The following is a 24,375-nucleotide window of genomic DNA, read 5'->3' as shown; positions in this document are numbered from 1 at the left end:
ACCGATCCTTCATTGCCGGAGTTCTCTGCCATGCGTCCACGTGCCTTGCTGTTTACTCTCGTCCTCGCCGTGCTGGCGGCGGTCTCGATGCCGGGCCTTGCGGCCTATCCCGACAAGCCGATCCGCCTGATCGTGCCCTCGGCCCCGGGCGGCGCACCCGATGCGCTGATGCGTGCACTGGGCGCGCAACTGTCGCAGCAGATGGGCGTGCCCATCGTGGTCGACAACAAGCCCGGCGGCTCCTACACGATCGGCACCATGGACCTGGTGCATTCCGCACCCGATGGCTACACGCTGGCCTACGGCAACATCGTCTCGCTGGCCACCAACCGGTCGCTGCTGCCCAACGTGCCGTATGACGTCGAGAAAGACCTGACGCTGGTCGCCAACACGCTGCGCCTGTCCAACTTGCTGATCGTCAACAACGACCTGCCGGTCAAGAGCGTGCCCGAGCTGATTGCCTACGCGAAGAAGAATCCGGGCAAGCTGGCCTTCGCGTCCGACGGCAACGGCACCACCGCGCACCTGGGCGTCGAGCTCTTCAAGGCCATGACCGGCACCGACATGCTGCACGTGCCCTACAAGGCTGCGACGGCCGCCATCACCGACCTGATCGGCGGCGGTGTGCAGCTCATGATGGTCAACACGCCGGTGTCCGGCCCGCAGGCCCAGGCGGGCAAGGTGAGGGCGCTGGGCATCTCGTCGCGCCAGCGCTCGCCCACCTATCCGAACATTCCCACCATTGCCGAGGCCGGCGTGCCGGGCTTCGAGGTGGAGGCCTGGGGCGGCATCATCGGCCCGGCCCGCATGCCCAAGGACGTGGTGGCGCGCCTCAATGCCGAGATTCGCGCCGCACTGGCCAACCCGGCATTGCGCGAACGCTTCAGGCTGCTGGGCGCCGAGACCGATTTCGCCACGTCGGACCAATTCCTCGACCTCTCGCGGCGCGAGACGCTCAAGTGGGCCAAGATCATCAAGGACTCGGGCGCGAAGATCGATTGAAGGCCCGGTCGATTCCTCCAACAAACCCTTCTTGCCAATGACTCCCTGGAAAGCCGCAAGGCCCGGCGATCGCCTCGACGCCATCGACACCCCCGCGCTCGTGCTCGACCTCGACGCCTTCGAGCGCAACCTCGCGCGCATGGCCGAGGCACTGCGCGACAGCGGCGTGCGCCTGCGCGCCCATGCCAAGTGCCACAAGACCCCGGAAATCGCCCTGCGCCAGATCGCCCTGGGCGCGACCGGCATCTGCTGCCAGAAGGTCAGCGAGGCGGCTGTGTTCGTCGAAGCCGGCATCGCCGACGTGCTGGTCACCAACCAGGTGATGGGCGAAACCAAGCTGCGCCACCTGGCCGCGCTGGCCCGCAAGGCGCGCATGGGCGTGCTGGTCGATCACCCGCAGCAGGTGCAGGCGCTGGTTGCCGTAGCGCAGGCGGAGGACGTGACGCTGGATGTGTACGTCGAAGTCAACGTCGGCGCCAACCGATGTGGCGTTGCCCCCGGCGAAGAAGCAGTTCGACTCGCGCAGCAGATCGCGGCCAGTGCACCGCTGCGCTTCATGGGCCTGCACTGCTATCACGGGCCAGCCCAGCACCTGCGCGCACCGCAAGACCGCGCCGCGGCCATTGCCGCTGCCGCAGAGGCTGCGCGCATGACCCGCACGGCCATCGAAGCCTGCGGCATCGCCGTCGAGCGCGTGACAGGCGCGGGCACCGGCAGCTTCCTGCACGAGCGCGACTCCGGCGTCTTCAACGAAATCCAGGCCGGCTCCTATGTCTTCATGGATCGCGACTACGGCGACAACCAGCGTGGCGAGCACGACATCGCGTTCGAGCACGCACTGTTCGTGCGCACCACCGTCATGAGCCGCGCCACGCCCGAGCGCGCCATCGTCGACGCGGGCCTCAAGGCCTCCAGCGTGGACTCGGGCATGCCCACCGTGTGGCAGCGGCCCGACCTGCGCTACGTGAAAGCCGCCGACGAACACGGTGCGCTGGCCACGCCCGATGCCGCCGCGCTTTCTCTGGGTGACCAGCTGATGCTGGTACCCGGCCATTGCGACCCGACCGTCAATCTCTACGACGACCTGGTCTGCGTACGCGGCGAGCGGGTGGAGGCCCTGTGGCCGATCACCGCGCGCGGCGCGCTGCTTTAACTCCCTTCAATCCAAGGCAATCCAAGGCAATCGATGCAGGAAAAATTCGACCTTCTGATCCGCAACGCAAGCATCGTCGACGGTACCGGCGCACCCCGCTTCACGGGCGACATCGGCATTCGCGGCGACCGCATCGCACGCATCGGCGATCTGTCCGCCGCGCACGGCGAGGTGGAGATCGACCGGGCAGGGCGCATTGCGGCGCCCGGTTTCATCGACGCGCACACCCACGACGACCGCCTCATGCTGTCCGACCCCGACATGGCGCCCAAGGTCAGCCAGGGCATCACCACGGTGATCGCGGGCAACTGCGGCATTTCGCTGGCGCCGATGCCGGGCGGCATCACGCAACCGGTCACGCCGCCGCTGAACCTGCTCGACGAAGAGGGCGGCTGGTTCTCCTTTCCCACCTTCGCCTCGTACATCGGGGAACTGCGCGCCAAGCCCGCCGCGACCAACTGCGCCTTGCTGGTGGGCCACACCACCTTGCGCGTTGCAACGCTGGACGATCTCGAACTGCCGGCGACGCAGGAACAGATCGCCCGCATGCGCGAACTGGTGCTGGAGGCGCTGCAGGCCGGCGCCATCGGCGTATCCACTGGCCTGTTCTACGAACCATCGATTGCCGCGCCCACCGAGGAGGTGATCGAAACCTGCCGTCCGCTGAAAGACTTCAACGGCGTGTATTGCACCCACATGCGCAACGAGGCCGACCGGGTGATCGACTCCTTAGAAGAAACCTTCCGCGTCGGCCGCGAGGTCGGGGTGCAGGTGGTGATCTCGCACATGAAGGTGGTGGGGCCGGCGAACCATGGCCGTTCGGAGGAGGCTCTGTCCTTCATCGAAAAGAACATGGCCAACCAGCCGATCTGCCTGGACTGCTATCCCTACACGGCCGGCTCCACCATCCTGTCGGCGGACCGGGCGGCAAGCTCCTCGCGCGTGATCGTGAGCTGGTCGAAATCGCTGCCCGAACATGCCGGCCGCGACCTGGACGTCATCGCAAAGGAAATGGGCGTCACCGAGGAAGAGGCGATCCGGCGTCTCAGCCCCGCTGGCGGAATCTACTTCCGGTTGGACGAGGCCGACGTGCAGCGCATCCTGAAGTTCGACCAGACCATGATCGGCTCCGACGGCCTGCCGCACGATGCCGCGCCGCATCCGCGGCTGTGGGGCAGCTTTCCGCGCGTGCTGGGCCACTACGGGCGCCTGCTCGGGCTGTTCCCGCTGGAAACCGCGATCTACAAGATGACCGGGCTGACCGCGAAGAACTTCGGCCTGAAGGACCGCGGTGTCCTGAAGGAAGGCGCATATGCCGACCTGGCATTGTTCGACGCGGACACTGTGGGCGAGGCCGCCACGTATGAAACGCCGATTGCACCGGCCCACGGCATCGAGGCGGTGATCGTCAACGGCGCGGTCGTGTGGCGCGACGGCGGTTCGACTGGGGCGCGGCCGGGGCGGGTGCTGGCGCGCGAAGTGCCGCAGACGGCGAGCTGAGGCGCTGCCACTGAATTGAAGCAGCGCGACGCTGCTACGCCGAAGTCATCGGCGTGCCTGGGACCGCGCCATTCGTTCTCGCCGATGCGATCCGCTTTGAGGCTGCTGTCAGCCAATCTTGGCTTGTGGTTGGCAGCCGATCCTTTGGAATCAGCTGGAGCGTGTCACTGGTCGCGCTTGATTCGCAGCCCAGATTTGGCCTTCGCCATCCATGCTCGGATCTTGGCGACGATTTCCTCCCGATAGGTCCAATAGCAGATCTCGCCCCTTTCCTCCCTGTCACTACGCTCACTGAACTCACGGTTGAGATCAAGAAAATGCTCCAGAACGGCACGATCTTTTCTGTTGCGATCCGTGATCCATTGCGCGACCTTATCGTTCCGCATCGGATGGACGAAGTAGTGCCACCAGTAGTTGTAGATCAAGGCTTTGTCGAAGCCTCCATCCCTGACCAAGAGAGCAGCGGTGTCGAGCATTGCAAACATCTTCTTTGCCAACTCTTCGTAATCCGCATCTGAAGCGGCCGCTACCTTGATCGCCTTCCAACCGTCTTCAAGCGCCTGAGTGCGTTTCTCAAGGAAGCCAATCGTTTCTCTGTAGCGCGCCATCCTGGTATCGGCATTGAGCTTCCAGATGAAACTACCAATGCCCGCCACAATTGCAATTAGCTGAAGCCAATCCCTCAATGCCACACCGCTTTGCTGCGAAATCTGCTGTGTGCATGCCGCCAGAAGCTCATCCATGTTCCTTTTCCTCGTCATGATTCGACATCATGTGTGGTTCGATGCCTATTGGGAATGTTGATAAAACGAGCGCGGGATCGGTAGATGGGTGAACAAGCTGTCCGAGGAACCTCTCGTGAGCTTCGGCGATGAACCGAACTCGAGAGGAATTGGCGCAGTAATTTAATTACTCTACTTCGGTGAGGCCAATCCCATGGATGAGGGATACATCGCAAGGTTGCTTGAGTTCAAAATCCGCTCCACTGAAACGGAGAGGTTTTCATGGCGAAATGGGCGGACTATTGCATCTCAGCTGTTCGATACAACAGCGGAAACATTCATATCGATCGAGTCCAAGTGCGAGTACACGACGACGAAAAGAACACGATTGGAGCTGCAAAGGAATACTCGCGTGCAGAAGTCGTCAAGCTGCTTGAGCTAGGCAAGACGTTCATCACCATCGTCGAGAAAGGTGGTCGCTGGAGCAAAGGAGCACCCGTCAAAGTCTTGCCGGTGATGACAAACTACATCACTACTGCTGCTGATAAATCGGCTTCTGACAATCTCGAAAACCTTGCCTCCTTCTGAGTTTCTGGCTGTGGCAACTGCTGTGTCGAGGGTACGCCGTGGAGTTGAATTTCCAGATTACTTTGATCAAGTTCGATAACCGCTTGCACAGAGAAGCTTGGTGAGCAATGCGACGGCTTGAAGCCCTCGAACGACCGACTCGCAATCAATGATGGCAAGTTTGATGGTGCGCAAGATATTTCGATAACAGAGGAAACTTGACGGGAGCTCGCTGTGGTTGACGATTGCAGATGAGCGTTGGCTGGGCCCAGCTACTTCGTGCTGGACACACGCGGCCGGCTGGCGTACTCCGAACTCATGGCCGTCATCGAACCGATCGAGGCCTTCGGCTATCTCCTAGACTGCATCGCGCGGCGGTTGTACGCACGCCGGGTTCACGCCTGAATCAAACACCTGCGCCTGCACCGGCCGCATATCGATCCACGCTTTCCTTCTTTGTGCGCTGAGACGTCCGTTGATACGGTCGCTCTCTTTGCATTTCGAGGCAAGCGACCATGGGCGCGAGAGATTTCGAGCGGCAGATTCTTTCGGGGGCCGATGGCTCCGTTCGGCATCAGGCTGACGTGCTGGTGATCGGTGGTGGCCCCGCCGGCGCATGGGCCGCGGTGAGCGCCGCCGCGCAGGGCGCGCGCGTGCTGCTTGCCGACAAGGGCTTCTGCGGTACCTCGGGTGCGACAGCGCCTTCGGGCACCGGCCTCTGGCACGTGTCGCCCGACGGCAAGGCGCGCGAAGAGGCCAAGGCCAGCCGGCTCGCGATGGGCGGCCACCTGGCCGAGCAGGCCTGGATGGACCGCGTGCTCGAGCAGACCTGGGCCAACGTCGAACGGCTCAAGGACTGGGGTTACCCCTTTCCCGCCGACGACCAGGGCGCGCTGCGCTGCACCTCGCTGCAAGGCCCCGAATACATGCGGCTGATGCGCAAGCGCGTGAAGGAGTCGGGCGCGCGCATCCTCGATCACAGCCCCGCGCTGGAACTGCTGGTCGATGAACACGGCACGGTCTGCGGCGCTACCGGCGTCAACCGGCAGACGGGCGATACGTGGGTGGTGCGTGCCGGCGCGGTCGTCATTGCCACGGGCGGCTGCGCCTTCCTGAGCCGCGCGCTCGGCTGCAATGTGCTCACCGGCGATGGCCAGCTGATGGCGGCCGAAGTGGGCGCGGCGCTTTCGGGCATGGAATTCTCGAACGCCTACGGGCTGGGGCCGGCCTTCTCGTCGGTCACCAAATCGCTGTTCTACAACTGGGCGACCTTCTACGCGGCCGATGGCGTGGCGATCGAAGGCGCGGGCTCCTCCAAGGGGCGCAGCGTGATCGCGCAGACGCTGCAGTCGCAACCCGTGTTCGCCTGCCTCGACCGCGCAGACGCGCAGATTCGTGCGTGGATGCGAACCGCACAACCCAACTTCTTCGTCTCCTTCGACCGCCAGGGCATCGACCCTTTCACGCAGCACTTTCCGGTGACGCTGCGGCTCGAAGGCACCGTGCGCGGCACGGGCGGCCTGCACCTGGTGGATGACAGCTGCGCCACATCGGTGCCCGGCCTCTATGCCGCGGGCGACGCCGCGACGCGCGAGCTGATCTGCGGCGGCTTCACGGGCGGCGGCAGCCACAACGCGGCCTGGGCGCTGTCCTCGGGCTTCTGGGCCGGCGCCGGGGCGGCGGCTTTCGGCCGCGATGCACGACGCGCCGCCGGTGCCAGCCGCACGGCCCTGCGCGCGGGCGGCGTGGCGCTGTCGTCGCGCGGTGCGACACCCTTCGACAGCCAGGAAGTGATCCGCGCCGTGCAGGCCGAAGTCTTCCCGTACGAGCGCAACTGGTTCCGCCAAGGCGATGCACTGCACGATTCGCTCTCGCGGCTCGATGCCCTCTGGGAGCGCCTGCGCACGAGCGCGCCGGCCGCATCGGCCACCGAGGCCGTGCGTGCACGCGAGGCCGCCGCCATGCTCGCCACCTCGCGCTGGATGTATCGCAGCGCCTTGCAGCGCACCGAAACGCGCGGCATGCACCGCCGCCGCGAGCACGGCGTGCTCGATCCGGCGCAGCGCCACCGGCTGCTCAGCGGCGGGCTCGACGAGGTCTGGGTGCAACGGCATGCCGTACAGGACGAGGTGGCCGCATGATCGAAGTCATCAGCGCCGACCGCTGCACCGGCTGCAACATCTGCGTGAGCGCTTGCCCGACCAACGTGTTCGAGGCAGTGCCGGATGCTCCGCCACGCATCGCGCGGCAGGACGATTGCCAGACCTGCTTCATGTGCGAGCTGTACTGCCCCGAAGACGCGCTCTACGTCGCACCCATTGCAGACCGCGGCGCCACAGCCGAAGAGCGCGATGCCGCCGCCGAGGCCTTGATGGGCAGCTACCGCCGCGACGTCGGCTGGGGCCGCGGCCGGCAGTCGACCGCATCGGCCGATGCCAGCTTCGAGCTGTTGCGGCGCGCGCACTGAGCCGTCCTTTTCGTCTTTCTTCCGAATTTTTCTTCCGCGAGCTTTCCCGATGCCAGATCTTTCCAGCCGTCGCCGGTTGCTGCGCGGCGCTGTTGCCGCTGCAGCCGCGAGCGCACTGCCCATCTTTTCCATGGCGCAGGGCAACGGCCAGGTGCTGCGCCTCGGCTACATCGGCCCGGGCAAGAAGCCCGCGAACGCCACTGGCTGGGCGCTGCGCCAGGGGCACCTGCTGCGCGAGCTGGCGCCGCTCGGCTTCAGGGAAGTGACGACGCGCAACTTTCCGAACGGGCCCGATCTCAACGAAGCCTTTCTCTCGGGCGCGCTCGACGTCGGCATCTACGGCGACACGCCCGCCGTGGTGGCCCGCTCGCGCGGACTCGATGGCCAGCTCATCGGCTTCGACGCGGTGGGCATGAACGTCTGGCTACTCACGCCGCGCAACGGCGTGCGCAGCGTGAAGGAACTCGAAGGGCAATCCATCGGCGTGGCGCGCGGCTCCTACATGCACCGCTACGTGCTGGGCCTGCTCAAGGAAAACGGACTGCAGAAGTCCGTCAAGGTGATCCACATGTTCCCGCGTGACGGTGAAGCAGCGCTAGACCAGGGCTCGATCGCCGCCTTTGCGGCGCAGATCGACGTGGGGCCGCTGCTGGCCTCGCGCGGCTACCCGGTCATCGACGAGGCCGAGAAGCATCCAACGCTGCGCGGCACCTCGGTGATCGTCGCGTCCGGCAAGGTGCTTGCGGCAGCGCCCGGGTTGCCCGCCGCATGGACGCGCGCGCGCCGTACGGCGCTGCAGGAGATCCGTCGCAACAGCGCGGACTACTACGCCTTTCATTCGGAGGTCAGCGGCTTTCCGCTGGACATCGTGAAGGTCTCGCATCCGCTTTCGCATTTTCCCGAGGCCGCGTATCCGCCCGAAGGCCTGGCACTGCTCGACGAGGTCAAGAAGTTCCTGCTGGCCGAAAACCTGGTGACCCGCGATTTCGCGCTGGCACAGTGGCGCGTGAACGACGCCTGAGCTAACGCCCGGCAACCTCGGCCAGCAGCGCCTCGCTGCTCATTCGCGGCGACGGGGGTAAGGCCTCCGGCGCGCCTGTCGTGCGAATCACCCGGTTGCTGCTCAATACCCGGTTGCGCACCTGCTGCGCGCCTGCCGTGAGGTTGTAGTCGATGCGGTAGTCCCATGCCCCGACCGGCACCTTGCGGTCGCCAAGGCGCTCGATGCGCACTTCCGCCGCGCTGCGCTCGCCCGGCCCGATCTCGCTGGCCTGCGAGAAGCCATGCCCGAAGCCGATGACCGAGCCGGCATCGTCGTACAGCGTGACCAGCACCTCGATGCCGACCAGCGCCATTTCATCCTTGCGCGTGTTGGCGAGGCGGCCGTACAGCCAAATCTCGCCATCCTGCTGCACCAGCCGCACGCGCGTGAACTGCAGCGGCGGGCCCTCGATCTTCCAGTACGGTGCCGACAGCGCATCCACCTGCAGCTCCTGCCGCGTTGGGGTTCCGTCGCCCGGCAGCTTGATCAGCACCGGCACCATCTCGCCAGGCATCAGCGTGCCGATGGGGACCGCTTCGCTGTTCTCGCCGATGCGGCTGTCGCGGTCGTAGAAGATCGCCTTGACATTCGGCCGTTCGAGGGCCGTGCCGGTTTCGTTGCGCGCAATCACCAGCAGTTGGGGTTTCGCGGAGCTGCCGCTGCCCACCAGCACCTGGCGCGCCTCGAGCTTGAGGCCTTCGCTCGCGATGGTGCGCTGCGCCGTCGAAGCGCCGCCCGGCCTGTATGTGCCCGGCGGCTGGTTGCGGTCGATGACGTAGGCCATGACACCGAAGAAGCCTGTGACCAGCACCACCACCGCTGCTGCAGCCAAGGCTATCGTCCGCGCCATGGTCTTGGCGCGTGCCGACTGCTCGACCGCCAGTCTCCGGCCGGCTTCGTCTTTGACCTGCTCGAGCACCCGCTCCAGCCGGTCGGAAACGTCGTCTTCCACGACCGACATCGACCCGCAATGCGCACAGGTGTACTGGTTGAGGCCGGAGCGTTGAAGCACGCCGCTGCCGCATTCACCGCACTTGAGCGTCTGCAGGTCGATGGTCAAAGGGGCTCCCTCGTGGCGATTGCGCCGCGGCGGCGATGCCGGGCGTTACCGTGCGCATCTTAGCGAGGCGCAGGACCAGCATCGACCCAAAGGGGCCGCATGCCTATGCCGCCGTGGCTTCGCTTCCGAGCGTTGCGAACGCGGGCGGTTCGAAGGCCGTGACCGGTGGCAAGGGCGCGGTCCACAGCGCCACCTCCACCTGCGCACTTTGCGCCGAGCAGCCTTGGCCGAGGCGGGAGCTGCCGGTGTCCGGTGTCAGCACATTCGGGTTGCCGTGCTTCTCCAGGCTGCCCGGCTTGCGTGCATCGAGCGGGTCATACCAGGCGCCCGTCGCTATCTGCGCCACGCCGGGCCGCACGCCATCGGACAGCACCGCTCCCGCGAGGAATTCCCCCAGCGCATTGAAGACGCGCACCAGGTCGCCGCATCGGTGCACGACGAGAGCTTCAGCTTCGACTTCGAGCTGCTCGACCTCGTGCGCATTCCCGAGCCGCACCAGCGCATCGACGACCATCCGCACAACCTCTCGGGCGGCCAGCGCCAGCGCGTGATGATCGCGATGGCCGTGGCCTGCAAGCCGCGCCTGCTGGTGGCCGACGAGCCGACCACGGCCCTCGACGTGACCCAGATCCTCGAACTGCTCGACGGCCTGCGCCGCGAGCTCGATATGGCGCTGCTGCTGATCACGCACGACCTCGGCCTGGTCGCTCAGTGGGCCGACCGCGTGGCCGTGATGTATGGCGGAGAGAAGGTCGAAGAAGCGCCCACCTCCCGGCTCTTTGCCGCACCGTCGCATGCCTACACCAGGGGCCTGCTGGGCGCCTCGCTGCATGCCGGCAGCTCGCTGCACTACGCCGATGCAAGGCTGCCCGAGATACAGACGCGGCTCGATCCCGGTACTGGCGTGCGTGACTTCGCGCTTCATGTGCCCCAACCCACGTCGAAGGTGCGGGCCTTGCCGGTTCGCAACGCGGCCGGCGAGCCGCTGCTGTCGGTGCAGGACCTGCGCACCGATTACCCAAAGCGTGGCGGCGGCGTGCTGCATGCGGTCGATGGCGTGTCCTTCGATATCCGTGCTGGCGAAACCGTGGGACTGGTGGGTGAGTCGGGCTGCGGCAAGTCAACGTTGTCGCGCACCTTGCTGCGGCTGGTGAACCCGGCGAGTGGTCGCATCGTTTTCGACGGCACCGATATCGCGTCGCTGTCCGAGAAGGCGCTCAAGCCGTGGCGCCACCGCGTGCAGATGGTGTTCCAGGACCCGTATGCGTCGCTGAATCCGCGGCGCAGCGTGTTCGACATCATCGAATCGGTGCTCAAGGTGCACGGAGTGTCGGACCGCGCGGAGCGGCACAACCGCATCGCGGCCATCCTGGAGCGCGTGGGTCTGCCGGGCGATGCGGGGCGGCGCTTTCCCAACGAGTTTTCGGGAGGGCTGCGGCAGCGCATTGGCATTGCTCGGGCGCTGGTGCTGCGGCCCTCGCTGGTGGTGCTGGATGAGCCTGTGTCGGCGCTCGATGTGTCTGTGCAGGCGCAGATCCTGAATCTGCTGGTGGAGTTGAAGGAGGACTTCGGGCTTTCCTACCTTTTCATCTCGCACGATCTCTCTGTGGTGCGCTACATCGCTGACCGTGTGATGGTGATGAACCAGGGAAAGATCGTCGAGACCGGCAGCCACCGCGACATCTGGAACCAGCCGCAGCATCCGTACACGCGCAGCCTGATCGCCGCGGTGCCGGGAGCGGAGCAGCGCAAGGCAGCCTGAGCCGCCCTTGTTGTCTGTCAATCCCCGCCGCACCCGCTGCGCTCGAGCACAGGCAGCAACTGCGGCCCCAGCGACTTCAGAAGCTGCGTCGGCAGCGCGCTCGTGAACCGGTAGCGGGCGGCATAGGGTTCGTGCACGTAGGCCATGATGGTGCCGAAGTAGCGGTCGCCGATCATGAACACGAAGGTGGCCGAGCGGTCGATCTTGCGCTCCGAGATCACCCGTCCGCCGCGGCCGGTCTGCTCGTAGCGGTGGTCGCCGGTGCCGGTCTTGCCGCCGATCTCGATCGCGCGGCCGTTCGCGTCCACCAGCGCGCCCTTCAGGCGCCGTGCCGTGCCGTCATTCACCACCTCGACCAGCGCGCGGCGCACCGTCGCGGCCACCTCGGGGGGCAGCACCTGTTCGACGCTCGCGTTGCGCGGCTCCAGCCGTGTCTCGTAGGGCGTGTCGCGCCCGAAGTGCAGTGCGCCGACCCGTTGCGTGGGCCGCCGCACGCCGTCGTTGACGATGATGCCCATCAGTTCCGCCAGGGCGGCCGGCCGGTCGCCCGATGCGCCGATCGCGCTCGCGTAGGAGGGCGTCAGCGATGCAAACGGGTAGCCCAGGCGCTGCCACGAACGATGAACCTGCGCGAAGGCGTCGAGCTCGATCAGCTCGCGCAGGCGCTTGTCCTGCGCGCTCTTGTGGCGCGTCTTGAAGAGCCAGGCGTAAACCTCCTGGCGTTCGCGCGTGCTCGCGTCCAGCACCTCGGTCAGTGTTGCGCCGGGGTGGCGCCGCAGGAAGCCCACCAGCCATAGCTCGAGCGGATGCACCCGGGCGACGTAGCCCCGATCTGCGAGCGACAGGCCGGCGTAGGTGCTGCGCAGCGCCTGCAGTGCGCGCGGAGAGCCGGCGCCGCGGCCCAGCCGTTGCGTGAGCAACTCATCGAGCCTCGCGTCGCTGGCGTCGGGCTCTATCGTGAACAGCACGCTCGCCAGGCGTGGCGCCGACGGCCTCAGGCCGCGCAGCAGCAGTGCCTCGGCGTCCGCGGCCGACTGGCGCTGGTACTTGCGATGAAAGCGGATGAGAAAGGCCGAGCCTTCGCGGTCGGCAAAGCGCGCGAGCAACTCGCGCCGGCCAGGGGCGACAGGGTCCTTCAGCAGGCGCTCGGCGTCCGACGCGCCGCCGAACATGCGGTGGCGCACCAGGTCGCGCATCAGGCGGATGAACACCAGGTTGACCGAATGCTTGAAGCCCTCCCGCACCGTCATCGAGCTGCTGTTGCGCGAGCGCTCGAAGTTCTCGAACTGGTGCAGGCCGCCGCCGGTGAAGAAGGCCTCGCCCGGGCTCGCCGAATACTTGCGCTCCATGGCCGCCTCGAGCATTGGTGCGAGACGGCGATCCTTGGCGCGCAACAGGTACTGCCGCGCCCACGCGCCCAACGGGTCGCGCGGGCTCGGCGTCAGTGCCGACAGCTCGGCAGGGCTCAGATCGGCCCAGTCCGCGTGCAGCTGCGCCACGAGCTCAAGGTAGCTCACCAGGGTGCGCAGCTTGGCGGTCGAGCCGAGGTCCAGCCGCGCGCCCTGGTTCACGTCGAAAGGCTGGTCGATGTTGTCGGCCTGAACGCGCAGCAGGTTCTCCTGCACGCCGCGCTCGAACAGCGTGAAGCTGTAGACCAGTGGGCTTGGGTCCGCACCCGGGTCGAGCATGTGGGAGCCGAACAATCCCGCTGCCTTGGCCGCGGCGGGCGTCCGCAAGCCCGCCAGCACCCGCGCCGCCAGCACCTGTGCTTCGCCGTCCAGGCTGGTCTCGGCTTCGAGGTCGAGGCGCTCCAGGTCGTAGGCACGCGGCACGTTCAGCAGCGTGGAAATGTGGGTGCGCAGCGCGGTCGCGGCCTTGCGCTGCACGAAGTCCGGCCGGGGCGCTGGCGGCAGTTCGGGCTGCAGGCGCAAGGGCAGCGGCAGCGCCGCATCGCGCAGCGAGGGCGTGATCAGGCCTGCCTCGGCCATCAGCCGCAGATAGCTGTCGGTCAGCCGGGCCAGGCCTGCGCCGTCGCCGAGCAGGTGCTGCGACGGGCGGCGCTGCGCGATCATCAGCGACAGCGCCTGCTTGAAGGCCTCGGCCTGCTGCCGGAGCGCTTCGTCCGAGGGAGCTGTCTCTTCAGCGTTGTCGGCGAGCAGGCGGTTGACCTCGCCGAAGTCGCGTCCGTACCAGGCCCACAGGCCGTCGCCCAGGCCGTGCACCTCGCCGATGCCCGGGCGTGCGGCCAGGGGCACGGTGTCGAGGTAGTCGACGACGATCTGGCGGCGTCGCACCTGCGTGTCCTCGCCGTCCTGGTAGGCGCGCAGCGAGGCCGATGCCATCTGGCGCAGCTTTTCTCGTACCGAGCCGGTGCGGCCCTGAGGCGAATGGCGGTACTTTTCGATCTGGGTGGCCAGCGTGCTGCCGCCCGTTGCCGTCTGGCCCAGGTTGACCGCCCGCAGCGCCTGCTCGAGCGCGGCTTTCGCGAAGCGCTCCGGATCGATCGCCGGGTTGCGCTGCGCCGGCTGCGCGTCCAGCAGGTGGCGGTCTTCGACGAACAGCAGGGCGCTCACCAGCAGCGGCGGCACCTCCTCGAAGCGCTCGTACGCGCGCTTCGGCACGCGCGTGTGCAGCAGCGCCGCGTTGCGGCAGTCGCGCACGGTCAGGCCGGCCTGGTTTTTCTCGCGGTAGGGAGCGAAGAGCCCGTACTCCTGCAGTTCGAGCAGCCGCGGCGACATGCGGGCCTGGCGGGTGACGACGTAACCCTGCGGCTTCAGGCGTTCGATGTAGCTGGGAAGGTCGTGGTAGCCCAGCCGCTCGTCGTAGGGCCCGGTATGGGGAAAGCGGATGGCATCGCTGGCACCGGCGTCGACACTGAAGCGGGCATCGTCGGCGAGGTCACGCCACAGGGCCGATTGCAGCCGGGAGGTCTTCAACTCGTCCGCCACGAATACGGCAAGCGCTCCCCCAGTGGCGAGCCCAGCGCCGACCCAGAAGAGCTTCTTGAACCATTTCATGCTCTGCCTCGCGAACAGCCTGCACCGTGGGTTCCTCAGTCACGATGATGCGCTTTTCGCGGCGATTTGGCTTGTGCATGATCAAGCCGAGATTACCGGACGCATGGGCGGCCCCGGCGCCTTGCCAAAGGCGCTACTTCTTCGCCTCGTCCACCCAGACATCGGCCAGGTTCGACTCCACGCCATCCGCCGTCAGCGAGTGGTCGTGCACGCGCTGGTTGGCGATGGTGATGAACACCGGCTGGTAGAGATTCAGGGAAGCGCCCATCCGTTGTTTGGGCCGCAGGGCTGCGCGGCTAACCTGCGACGCCCACGCTTTCTCGTTCTGAGGAAAGCGGGCGAACAAACCTATCTCCAGAGGGAATCCAGAACCATGTTGCTTTCATTCCGACGCGCGTTTTCCGTGACGGTGCTTGCTGTCGCCGGCCTTAGCGCCTCAGCACAGGCACAAGAGGTGCTGCGCGTGGCCGCTTCGCCGGTGCCGCACGCCGAGATCCTGGAGTTCATCCGGCCGCAGCTGAAGGCGCAGGGCGTCGACCTGCAGGTCAAGGTGTTCAACGACTACGTGCAGCCGAACCTGGCAGTGAGCGACAAGCAACTGGACGCCAACTTCTTCCAGAACCGGCCGTACCTCGATTCCTTCAACAAGGACCGCAAGACCGACATCGTGGAAGTGCCGAACAGCGACGTGCACATCGAGCCCTTCGGTGCCTATTCGCAGAAGATCCGTAAGGCTTCGGAGCTGCGCGAGGGCGCTGTCGTCGCGATTCCGAGCGACCCGTCCAATTCAGGCCGGGCGCTGTCGCTGCTGGCGAGGGAAGGGCTGATCAAGCTGAAAGACCCGTCCAACATCAAGTCGACCGCGCGCGACGTCGTCTCCAACCCGAAGAAGCTGGTGATCCGCGAGCTCGAATCTGCGCAGCTGCCGCGCGCACTGCCGGACGTGGACCTGGCGCTGATCAACACCAACTACGCGCTCGAGGCCAAGCTCGACCCGAGCAAGGACGCGCTCTTCATCGAGAGCGGCCAGAAGTCGCCCTATGCCAACTTCATCGCTGCGCGCAAGGACAACGCGGGCTCGCCGGCGGTCGCCAAGCTGGTGGCCGCGCTCCACACGGCGGAGGTCCGCAAGTTCATCCAGGACAAATACAAGGGTGCGGTGATCCCGGCTTTCTGACCACGTGATCAGGGTCGTGGAGATCAGCGGCGGCATGCCCCATCAGGACGAGGCCTGCGCGGTCTTCGCGATCGATGCAGCTGGCTGCTCTGAAGCCATCGTCGGCGTGCCGGTGTTTTCCACCCAGCCGCCGCCCAGCGTCTTGTAGAAGGTCACGAGGTTGGTCAGGCACGACAGGCGCGTGGTGATGAGGTTCTGCTGCGCCGTGTAGAGCGAGCGCTGCGAATCCAGCACGCTCAGGTAGCTGTCGACGCCACGGCGGAATCGAGCGTCCGACAGCCGGTAGCTCTCTGCTGTCGCGTTCACCAGCGACTGTTGTGCATCGAGCTGGCGGCCCAGTGTGTTGCGCTGCGCCAGCGCGTCCGAGACCTCGCGAAACGCCGTCTGGATCGCCTTTTCGTACTGCACCACCGAGATGTCGCGGCTCACGGTCGCGATCTTGAGGTTGGCGCGATTGGCGCCACCGTCGAAGATCGGCAGCGTGATCTGCGGCGCGAAGCTCCAGCTGCCCGAGCCGCCCTTGAACAGGCCTGAGAGCTGGCTGCTCGACGTGCCGGCCGACGCGGTGAGGCTGATGCTCGGATAGAAAGCCGCGCGCGCCGCGCCGATGTAGGCGTTGGCGGCTTTCAGGTCGCGCTCGGCCTGCAGGATGTCGGGCCGCCGTTGCAGCAGCTCCGAGGGCAGCCCCGGCGGAATGGTGGCCAGCGGGCTTGCTGCGGCTGCCATGCCATCGGGCAGCGATTGCGGCAGCAGTTCGTCGGGCACGTCGGCGCCCACGAGCAGCACCAGCGCATTGCGGTCTTGCGCTACCTGCGAGGTGTAGCGCTCGACGTCGACACGCGCGGTGTCGACGCTGGTCTGCGCCTGGCTCAGCGTGAGCGCCGACGCCACGCCCAGCTCGAAGCTGCGCTGGTTGAGGCTGTAGGAGTCGCTCTGGCTGCGCAGGGTGTCGCGCGCGAGCTTCAGCTGGTCCTGGTCGGCCGCGAGCGTGAGGTAGCTGGTCGCCACCTCGGCCACCAGCGTGATCTGCGTGCTGCGTCGTGCTTCGGCTGTGGAGAAAAATTGCTCCAGCGCCTGCGCGCTCAGGCTTCGCACGCGGCCGAACAGATCGATTTCGTAGGAGCTGAACCCGAGCGACGCGCTGTACTGCCGCGCCGTGAGGGCCTCGCCCGTCGACGACAGGTCGGCCGGCGTGCGGCTGCCGCTGCCGCTGGCACTGGCGTTGACGGTGGGGAAAAGCGCCGCATCCTGCACCCGGTACTGCGCGCGGGCCTTCTCGATGTTCAGCACCGCGACGCGCAGGTCGCGGTTGTTGGCGAGGCTCATCTCGATCACGCGCTGCAGCGACGGATCGGTGAAGACTTCGCGCCAGCCGAGGTCGGCGACCGGTGTTGAGGCCGGGGCGTTGCCCGTGTCGCCAGCGAACTTGCCGGCCACAGGCGCCGCGGGCTGCTGGTAGGTGGGAATAAGGCTGCAACCGGCCATCAGGGCGGCGAGCGCGAGCGGAGCAAGGCGGAATGGTTTCATGGCAGACACCTCAGGAAGCGGCCGCAGCCGGTTGTGCATGCGAGTCCGGCAAAGCGGGCAAAGCAGGCGAGGGCGACCGTCCCTTGAAGAGGCCGCGCACCAGCACGAAGAAAAGAGGCACGAAGAAGATCGCGAGCAGCGTGCCCGACAGCATGCCGCCGATGACGGCCGTGCCCAGCGCATGCTGCGCGCCGGCCCCCGCACCGGTGCCCAGCACCATCGGCAACACGCCGAGCACGAAGGCCAGCGAGGTCATGAGGATGGGCCGCAGCCGCATGCGAGCAGCCTCCATCGCCGACTCGACCAGGCTCTTGCCGTGTGCGTGCAAGTCTTTCGCGAACTCGACGATCAGGATGGCGTTCTTCGACGCTAGGCCGATGGTCGTGAGCAGGCCGACCTGGAAGTACACGTCGTTCATCTTCCACGTCAGGATCGCGCCGATCAGCGCGCCCAGCACGCCGAGCGGCACCACCAGGATCACAGAGAACGGAATCGCCCAGCTCTCGTACAGCGCCGCGAGACACAGGAAGACGATCAGGATCGACAGCGCATAGAGCAGGCCGGTCTGGCCGCTCGATGCCTTTTCCTGGCGCGACAGGCCGGTCCATTCGTAGCCGATGCCCGCGGGTAGCTTCGCCACCGCCTCCTCGACGATGGCCAGCGCCTCGCCGCTGGAGGCGCTGCCCGGCTTGGCCATGCCCAGGATTTCCACCGAGGGCACGCCGTTGTAGCGCTCCAGCCGTGGCGAGCCCGAGATCCAGCTCGCCTTCGAGAAGGAGGTGAAGGGCACCATGGTGCCGGCGCTGTTGCGCACGTACCAGCGGTCGATGTCCCCGGGCAGCATGCGGAACGGTGCGTCGGCCTGCAGCAGCACCTTCTTCACGCGGCCCTGGTCGATGAAGTCGTTGACGTAGCTGCTGCCCCAGGCGGTGGAGAAGGTGTCGTTGATGTCGGACATCGAGAGGCCTTGCGCCTGCGCCTTGTGCGGATCGATCTCGAGCCTGAACTCGGGCGTGTCTTCCTGGCCGTTGGGCCGCACGGCCACCAGCCGCGGGTCTTTGGCGAGCGTGCCGAGCAGTTGGTTGCGCGCCTGCATCAGCGCCTCGTGGCCGAGGTTGGCGCGGTCCTGCAGCATCAGGTCGAAGCCGGTTGCGTTGCCGAGCTCCGACACGGCCGGCGGCGCGAAGGCGAACACCCTGGCATCGCGCAAAGTCGCGAAGAAGGCGGCAGCCTTGGCGCCCACGCCAGTCACGCTCAATGCGTCGCCCTTGCGCTCGTCCCAGGGCTTGAGCTTGATGAACGCAAAGCCCGTGTTCTGCCCGCCGCCTGCGAAGCTGAAGCCCGCCACGGTGAAGAGGCCCGAGACCGCATCCTTCTGGTCGACCAGGAAGTGATGCTCCACCTGGCGGATCACGTCGTCCGTGCGCGCGTTGGTGGCGCCCGGCGGCAGTTGGATCAGCGCAAACATCGTGCCCTGGTCTTCGTCCGGAAGGAACCCCACCGGCAGCTTCATGAAGCCGAACACCACCGCCGCCAGCAGCACCGCGTACACGGCCATGTAGCGCCAGCCTTTGCCCACCATGTGCCGCACGATGCCCTGGTAGCGGTGGTTGCCGCGATCGAAGCTGCGGTTGAACCAGCCGAAGAAGCCGGTAGTGGCCATCGCATGATCTTTGTCGACCGGCTTGAGCAGCGTTGCGCAAAGGGCGGGCGTGAGCACCAGCGCCACGAGCACCGACAGCGTCATGGCCGAGACGATGGTGATGGAGAACTGCCGGTAGATCACACCGGTGGAGCCGCTGAAGAAGGCCATTGGCACGAACACCGCCGCAAGCACCAGCGCCACGCCAACCAGCGCGCCGGTGATCTGGTCCATGGACTTGCGCGTGGCCTCCTTGGGCGAGAGGCCTTCGTCGGCCATCACTCGCTCGACGTTCTCGACCACCACGATTGCATCGTCGACCAGCAGGCCGATGGCCAGCACCATCGCGAACATTGTCAGCGTATTGATGGTGAAGCCGAAGGCCGCGAGCACGCCGAAGGTGCCCAGCAGCACCACGGGCACCGCGATGGTCGGGATCAGCGTGGCGCGGAAGTTCTGCAAGAAAAGATACATCACCAGAAACACCAGCACCACGGCTTCGACCAGCGTCTTGACAACTTCCTCGATCGAGATGCGCACGAAGGGCGTGGTGTCGTAGGGCTTCTGCACCTTCATGCCCGGCGGGAAGAACTTCTGGAGTTCGACCAGGCGAGCGTCGATGCCCTTGACCGTGTCGAGCGCGTTGGCACCCGTGGCCAGCTTGATGGCCAGGCCCGCGGCCGGCTTGCCGTTGTAGCGCCCGACCGTGTTGTACGACTCGCTGCCGCGCTCGATGCGGGCCACGTCGCGCAGGCGCACCTGCGAGCCGTCGGTTTGCGTGCGCAGCAGGATGTCCTCGAACTCCTGCGCTGTTTTCAGGCGCGTCTGCGCGGTGATGGTGGCGTTGAGCTGCTGGTTGCTTGCCGCAGGCATGCCGCCGAGCTGGCCAGCGGAAACCTGCGCGTTCTGTGCCGTGATCGCGTTCTTCACGTCCAGCGGCGTGAGGCTGAAGCTGGAGAGCTTGTTCGGGTCGATCCAGATGCGCATCGCGTATTGCGAGCCGAAAAGCGTGGTGTCGCCCACGCCTTCGACGCGGCTGATTGCGTCCTGCACGTTGGCTGCCACGTAGTCGGACAGGTCGGCGCCGTTCATGCTGCCGTCTTCCGAGGTGAAGGCCAGCACATTCAGGTAGTTGGAGGCCGACTTCGTGACGGTGACGCCCTGCTGTTGCACCTCTTGCGGCAGCAGCGGCGTGGCGAGCGAGAGCTTGTTCTGCACCTGCACCTGCGCGGTGTCTGGGTCGGTGCCGTTCTCGAAGGTGAGCGTGATGGTGACCGAGCCCGACGACTCGCTGGTCGAGGCCATGTAGCTCAGCCGGTCCAGCCCCTTCATCTTCTGCTCGATGACCTGGGTGACGGTGTCTTCGAGCGTCTTGGCGGAAGCGCCGGGGTAGTTGGCGGTGATTGCGACGGCGGGCGGCGCGATGCTCGGGTATTGCGCAATCGGCAAGGTGGCGATGGACATGACGCCGCCCAGCATCACGATGATGGCGAGGACCCACGCGAAGATGGGGCGGTCGATGAAGAAGCGTGCCATGGTGGTCTTCCTGGATCAGTCCGCCGTGGTGCCGGACGAGGGGAGGGCGGCCTTGGCTGTCGTTTCGGTACCGGGCTTGGACTTGGGGTTCCACTGCACCGTTTTCACCTCGACGCCCGGCGCCGCGCGCTGCTGGCCGTCCACCACGAGCTGGTCGCCGGCCTGCAGGCCGCTGCGCACCAGCCATTGGTCGCCGATGGCGCGTTCCGTTTCGAGCACGCGTCGCTGCAGCTTGTGCTGGGCGTCCACCACATAGGCCGTCGGCTTGCCGGTGCTGTCGCGCGACACGGCCTGCTGCGGCACCATGAGTGCCTGTTCCTTCACGCCTTCCTGCAACACGGCGCGCACGTACATGCCGGGCAGCAGGTCCGCCTTGGGGTTGGGGAACACCGCTCGCAGCGTGATGGCGCCGGTGTTTTGGTCTACGGTGACGTCAGAGAATTCGAGCTTGCCTTCGAGCGGATAGGCGCTCCCGTCTTCGAGCAGCAGCCGCACCTTTGCGGCGTTGGCGCCGCTCTTTTGCAGATCGCCCCGGGCCATGGCCTGCTTCAACTGAAGCATCGCCGCGCTGGATTGCGTCACATCGACATAGATCGGATCGAGCTGCTGGATGGTGGCCAGCGCGGTCGACTGGCTCGCCGTGACCAGCGCGCCGGGCGTGACCGTCGACTTGCCGATGCGCCCGGAGATTGGTGCATCGATGCGTGCATAGGCGAGGTTGATGCGACTCGTCTCTACATTGGCCCGCGCCGAGGCGACGTCGGCCTCGCCTTGCCCCAGCGAGGCGGCGGCGTCGTCGTAGTCCTGCTGGCTTACGGCCTTGATGGCGACCAGTTCCTTGTAGCGCTCGGCCTTCAGCCGCGTGGTCGTGAGGCTGGCCTGCGCCTTGGCGAGCGCGGCGACGTTGCTGTCGTAGGTCGCCTTGTAGGTGGCGGGATCGATCTGGTAGAGCGTTTCGCCGGCCTTGACGTCGCTGCCTTCGCGGAACTGGCGGGCCTTCACGATGCCGCCGACCTGGGGCCGTACGTCGGCGATGAGAAAGGGCGCCGTGCGCCCGGGCAGCTCGGCCGTGATGGCCACGCGCTGCGGCTGCACCGACACCACCCCGACCTCGGGCATGCCCAGCGCAGCGGGCGGCCCGCCCGGTGGCTTGCCGCAGGCGACAAGCATGAAGGTAGACGCGAGGGCTGCCGTGAAGGTCAGGCCATAGGTGAGAGGTGGACGCATGGCGAATCTCCTGAAGAGCGACGGAATAGTGATGGGGTTGGGCTGCAGTTAAACAGACAGTACTGTCTAGTAATGTATTTTGACTTCCAGCGGCTGTCAATTAATAATGAACACTGTTGTCTAGAAATGAGGAGACATTTAGATGCGAGTCAAAACAGAGGCCAAGCGCGACGCCATCGTTCAGGTGGCCGCCGAAGTGTTCCGGGAGCTGGGGTTCGAAGGGGCCTCCATGGTGGAGATCGCTGCGCGCGTGGGCGGCTCGAGGGCCACGCTGTATGGCTACTTCAGCTCCAAGGAGGAGTTGTTCGTTGCCGTGACCCACGGCATGGCCAAGGTCCATTTCGCGCCGATTTTTGCGGCGCTCGGGCAGGAGAGCGACGACGACCTCGAACAGGTGCTGCAACGTTTCGGTGAAAAGATCCTGGTGGTGGTGTGCTCGCAAGAGGCCATCCAGGCGCGCAGGGCCGTGATCGCGGAGTCGGGCCGCAGCGACATCGGGCGGTTGTTCTACGAAGGAGGGCCCAAGAAGGGGCTGACCGAGTTGGCGGGTTTTCTGGAACTGCAGATGCAAAAGGGCCGGCTGCGCAAGGCCGATCCGCAGGTGGCAGCGCGCCACCTGACGGCATTGCTGGATTCGGAGACCGTCATGCCGTCTCTTCTCGGTATCGAAGGACCGTTGTCCCGAAAGGATTTGCGGGAAGCGACACGACGCGCTCTGCAGGCCTTTCTCGGAGGCTATGCGCCCGAAGGAAAGAAGGCGAAGTGAGCTGGCGACATGCGCGCCGCGCGCACCCAGCTTGCATCGACACGGTCAATCCCGTACGCTGACCCGGCGTCTTCGCGCACCACCCGAGCCCTTGCGGGCCGCCGGGCCGGCTTTGCGGACGCCAAGGAGTCCATGCCATGCCAAGCCGATCGAACGGCCTCGCGGCCGAAGTGGAAGCAGTGCGAACGCTGGCGCTCGTCGGCGCCGCGGCCGCTGGCAAGACCTCTCTTGCCGAGGCCTTGCTGTACAAGGCGGGTGCCATCGGGGCGTGCGGCAGCGTCGAGCGCGGCAGCACCGTCAGCGACCACGACCCGCTCGAGCGCCGCATGCAGCACTCGCTCAATGCATCGGTGATGCACCTCACGCATGCCGGCACGCGCATCCACTTCATCGACACGCCTGGCGGCCCGGACTTCCTCGGCCAGAGCCTGCCGGCGCTGGAGGCGGTCGAAACGGCGGCGGTGGTCATCAATGCCGCCGCCGGCATCGAGCCGATGGCGGTGCGCATGATGGCGTACGCGGCCTCGCGCCACCTCGCCCGCATGATCATCGTCACCAAGATCGACTCGCAGGGCGTCTCGCTGGCGGGTCTGCTGGCCGACATCCAGGCGACCTTCGGCCGCGAATGTCTGCCGCTGAACCTGCCCGACGGGGTCGGTAGGCAAGTGGTGGACTGCTTCTTCAACCGCTTCGGGCGGTCCGACTTCGGCCCTGTCGAAGCGGCGCACCGTGCGCTGGTGGAGCAGGTGGTTGAGGTCGACGCGGCCTTCGTCGACCGCTACCTAGAGGAGGGTGACGTGGATCCGGCCGAGCTGCATGCGCCGCTCGAGCAGGCGCTGCGCGAAGGCCACCTGATCCCGGTGTGCTTCGTCTCGTCGCGCAGCGGCGCCGGCGTGGCCGAGTTGTTGGACGTGATCGTCAAGCTCCTGCCGGCCCCGACCGAGGCCAACCCGCCGGACTTCATCATTGGCGAGGGCGCGCAGGCCAAGCCCATGGAGGCCAGGCCCGACCCGTCGCTGCACGTGCTGGCGCACGTGTTCAAGGTCACGATCGACCCCTATGTCGGCAAGATGGGCATCTTTCGCGTGCACCAAGGCACACTCACGCGCGACAGCCAGCTCTACATCGGCGACGGCCGCAAGCCCTTCAAGGTGGGGCACCTGTTCATGCTTCAGGGCAAGGACCATGTCGAGGTGTCGCACGCGGTGCCCGGCGACATCGTGGCAGTGGCCAAGGTCGAGGAGATCCATTTCGACGCCGTGCTGCACGATGTGGCCGAAGACAGCCACGTGCATCTTGCGCCGCTGGCGTTCCCGGTGCCGGTGCACGGCCTGGCCGTGGAGCCCAAGCGCCATGGCGACGAGCAGCGCGCCTGGGAGATCCTCGGCAAGCTCACGGCGGAGGATCCGTGCCTGCGCATCGAGCATGTGGCCGCGACCAACGAGACAGTCCTCTACGGGCTCGGCGAACTGCACCTGCGCATCGTGCTCGAACGCCTGCGCGAGGTGTACCGCTTCGAGGTCCAGACGCGGCCGCCCCGCATTGCCTACCGCGAGAGCGTGACCGCGCCGGCCGAGGGCCATCACCGGCACAAGAAACAGACCGGCGGCGCTGGCCAGTTCGGCGAAGTCTTCCTGCGCATCGAGCCGCTGGCGCGCGGTGCGGGCTTCCAGTTCGTCGACGAGGTCAGGGGCGGGGCTATCCCGGGGCAGTTCATCCCCGCAGTCGAGAAGGGCGTGCGGGAGGTGCTGGTGTGCGGCGCGATCGCTGGCTACCCCGTGGTCGATGTGCGCGTCGTGGTGCACGATGGCAAGCATCACAGCGTCGACAGCAAGGACATCGCCTTCGCGACTGCCGGCCGCAAGGCCTTCATGGCCGCCATCCGCGAGGCCCGGCCGGTCGTGCTCGAGCCGATCGTCCAGATCGAGATCGACGTGCCAGAGCATTCTGTCGGCGATGTCACGAGCGACTTGTCGGCGCGGCGCGGCCTGGTCACCGGGACGTCGGCCCTGGGGGGCGGCATTGTGGCCGTCGGCGGGCAGGTGCCCATGGCCGAACTGGCCAACTACCAGTCGCGGCTCAATGCAATGACCAGCGGCCAGGGCCGCTACACCATCGCGTTGTCACACTACGAAGCCGTGCCACCGGCTGTCCAGCAGACGTTGATGGGTCAGTATCGGGTGCATGAAGAGGACTAGGGTGGGCTAT

Annotated in this window: 19 protein-coding genes; 11 read left to right on the top strand and 8 right to left on the bottom strand. The window is 66.4% G+C overall.

Annotation, left to right across the window (positions count from 1 at the left end; genetic code table 11):
- The first annotated feature begins 30 nt into the window (after positions 1-30).
- From ACSFBF_RS03665 to ACSFBF_RS03655, 3 genes are read left to right on the top strand one after another with little or no spacing between them, the layout of a single operon-like run.
- Complete coding sequence (locus tag ACSFBF_RS03665; RefSeq protein ID WP_435464969.1) at positions 31-1,002, top strand: Bug family tripartite tricarboxylate transporter substrate binding protein; 972 nt, start codon at positions 31-33, stop codon at positions 1,000-1,002.
- A gap of 37 nt (positions 1,003-1,039) precedes the next feature.
- Positions 1,040-2,155, top strand: coding sequence for a DSD1 family PLP-dependent enzyme (locus ACSFBF_RS03660; protein ID WP_435464968.1), 1,116 nt, complete (start codon positions 1,040-1,042; stop codon positions 2,153-2,155).
- A gap of 33 nt (positions 2,156-2,188) precedes the next feature.
- Positions 2,189-3,655 carry an N-acyl-D-amino-acid deacylase family protein gene (locus tag ACSFBF_RS03655; protein ID WP_435464967.1) on the top strand — a complete coding sequence of 489 codons (1,467 nt, stop codon included), beginning with the start codon at positions 2,189-2,191 and terminating at the stop codon, positions 3,653-3,655.
- Between the two features lie 164 nt (positions 3,656-3,819).
- Here ACSFBF_RS03655 and ACSFBF_RS03650 read toward each other — a convergent pair whose 3' ends face one another.
- Positions 3,820-4,398 carry a hypothetical protein gene (locus ACSFBF_RS03650; RefSeq protein WP_435464966.1) on the bottom strand — a complete coding sequence of 193 codons (579 nt, stop codon included), beginning with the start codon at positions 4,396-4,398 and terminating at the stop codon, positions 3,820-3,822.
- A 261-nt stretch (positions 4,399-4,659) separates the two neighbouring features.
- On the opposite strand from ACSFBF_RS03650, the gene ACSFBF_RS03645 reads away from it, so the two are divergent.
- The 4 genes from ACSFBF_RS03645 (at position 4,660) to ACSFBF_RS03630 (ending at position 8,432) form a co-directional block, all read left to right on the top strand.
- Positions 4,660-4,965 (top strand): DUF3892 domain-containing protein, encoded by a 306-nt coding sequence (locus ACSFBF_RS03645; RefSeq protein ID WP_435464965.1) that lies wholly within the window; start codon positions 4,660-4,662, stop codon positions 4,963-4,965.
- A gap of 494 nt (positions 4,966-5,459) precedes the next feature.
- Complete coding sequence (locus ACSFBF_RS03640; protein WP_435464964.1) at positions 5,460-7,085, top strand: FAD-dependent oxidoreductase; 1,626 nt, start codon at positions 5,460-5,462, stop codon at positions 7,083-7,085.
- Positions 7,082-7,411, top strand: coding sequence for a 4Fe-4S binding protein (locus ACSFBF_RS03635; RefSeq protein ID WP_435464963.1), 330 nt, complete (start codon positions 7,082-7,084; stop codon positions 7,409-7,411). The genes ACSFBF_RS03640 and ACSFBF_RS03635 overlap by 4 nt, the downstream gene beginning before the upstream one ends.
- A gap of 49 nt (positions 7,412-7,460) precedes the next feature.
- Complete coding sequence (locus ACSFBF_RS03630; protein ID WP_435464962.1) at positions 7,461-8,432, top strand: ABC transporter substrate-binding protein; 972 nt, start codon at positions 7,461-7,463, stop codon at positions 8,430-8,432.
- Between the two features lies 1 nt (position 8,433).
- Here ACSFBF_RS03630 and ACSFBF_RS03625 read toward each other — a convergent pair whose 3' ends face one another.
- Positions 8,434-9,513 (bottom strand): hypothetical protein, encoded by a 1,080-nt coding sequence (locus ACSFBF_RS03625; protein ID WP_435464961.1) that lies wholly within the window; start codon positions 9,511-9,513, stop codon positions 8,434-8,436.
- 103 nt (positions 9,514-9,616) lie between these two features.
- Positions 9,617-9,949, bottom strand: a complete 333-nt coding sequence (locus ACSFBF_RS03620; protein ID WP_435464960.1) for a molybdopterin dinucleotide binding domain-containing protein — start codon at positions 9,947-9,949, stop codon at positions 9,617-9,619.
- Between ACSFBF_RS03620 and ACSFBF_RS03615 the strand changes: the two genes are divergently transcribed.
- Positions 9,944-11,275 (top strand): dipeptide ABC transporter ATP-binding protein, encoded by a 1,332-nt coding sequence (locus ACSFBF_RS03615; protein ID WP_435464959.1) that lies wholly within the window; start codon positions 9,944-9,946, stop codon positions 11,273-11,275. The genes ACSFBF_RS03620 and ACSFBF_RS03615 overlap by 6 nt on opposite strands.
- A 17-nt stretch (positions 11,276-11,292) precedes the next feature.
- Here ACSFBF_RS03615 and ACSFBF_RS03610 read toward each other — a convergent pair whose 3' ends face one another.
- Complete coding sequence (locus ACSFBF_RS03610) at positions 11,293-14,292, bottom strand: transglycosylase domain-containing protein (RefSeq protein WP_435464958.1); 3,000 nt, start codon at positions 14,290-14,292, stop codon at positions 11,293-11,295.
- A 133-nt stretch (positions 14,293-14,425) separates the two neighbouring features.
- Positions 14,426-14,560, bottom strand: coding sequence for a hypothetical protein (locus tag ACSFBF_RS03605; protein WP_435464957.1), 135 nt, complete (start codon positions 14,558-14,560; stop codon positions 14,426-14,428).
- Positions 14,561-14,665: 105 nt separating this feature from the next.
- On the opposite strand from ACSFBF_RS03605, the gene ACSFBF_RS03600 reads away from it, so the two are divergent.
- Positions 14,666-15,469 carry a MetQ/NlpA family ABC transporter substrate-binding protein gene (locus ACSFBF_RS03600; protein ID WP_435464956.1) on the top strand — a complete coding sequence of 268 codons (804 nt, stop codon included), beginning with the start codon at positions 14,666-14,668 and terminating at the stop codon, positions 15,467-15,469.
- Positions 15,470-15,511: 42 nt separating this feature from the next.
- Here the strand turns inward: ACSFBF_RS03600 and adeC are convergent, their stop codons facing one another.
- Genes adeC through ACSFBF_RS03585 form a run of 3 tightly spaced genes read right to left on the bottom strand, consistent with a single transcriptional unit; the run spans position 15,512 to position 21,401 of the window.
- Positions 15,512-16,996 (bottom strand): AdeC/AdeK/OprM family multidrug efflux complex outer membrane factor, encoded by a 1,485-nt coding sequence (gene adeC / locus ACSFBF_RS03595; protein ID WP_435464955.1) that lies wholly within the window; start codon positions 16,994-16,996, stop codon positions 15,512-15,514.
- A 10-nt stretch (positions 16,997-17,006) separates the two neighbouring features.
- The gene (locus ACSFBF_RS03590) at positions 17,007-20,174 is read right to left on the bottom strand and encodes an efflux RND transporter permease subunit (RefSeq protein WP_435464954.1); all 3,168 of its coding nucleotides are present in this window, start codon (positions 20,172-20,174) and stop codon (positions 17,007-17,009) included.
- A 15-nt stretch (positions 20,175-20,189) separates the two neighbouring features.
- Positions 20,190-21,401, bottom strand: coding sequence for an efflux RND transporter periplasmic adaptor subunit (locus ACSFBF_RS03585; protein ID WP_435464953.1), 1,212 nt, complete (start codon positions 21,399-21,401; stop codon positions 20,190-20,192).
- A gap of 184 nt (positions 21,402-21,585) precedes the next feature.
- On the opposite strand from ACSFBF_RS03585, the gene ACSFBF_RS03580 reads away from it, so the two are divergent.
- Together ACSFBF_RS03580 and fusA are read left to right on the top strand one after the other, a co-directional pair.
- On the top strand, positions 21,586-22,167 hold the full coding sequence (locus tag ACSFBF_RS03580; RefSeq protein WP_435464952.1) for a TetR/AcrR family transcriptional regulator: 582 nt from the start codon (positions 21,586-21,588) through the stop codon (positions 22,165-22,167).
- Between the two features lie 137 nt (positions 22,168-22,304).
- Positions 22,305-24,365 (top strand): elongation factor G, encoded by a 2,061-nt coding sequence (gene fusA / locus ACSFBF_RS03575; RefSeq protein ID WP_435464951.1) that lies wholly within the window; start codon positions 22,305-22,307, stop codon positions 24,363-24,365.
- The last annotated feature ends 10 nt before the right edge of the window (positions 24,366-24,375 follow it).

It is taken from the genome of Variovorax nivicola, assembly GCF_051216475.1.
GTDB lineage: Bacteria > Pseudomonadota > Gammaproteobacteria > Burkholderiales > Burkholderiaceae_C > Variovorax.
Note: the sequence above shows the minus strand (reverse complement) of the source record. Positions and strands in the feature narration are given on the sequence as shown.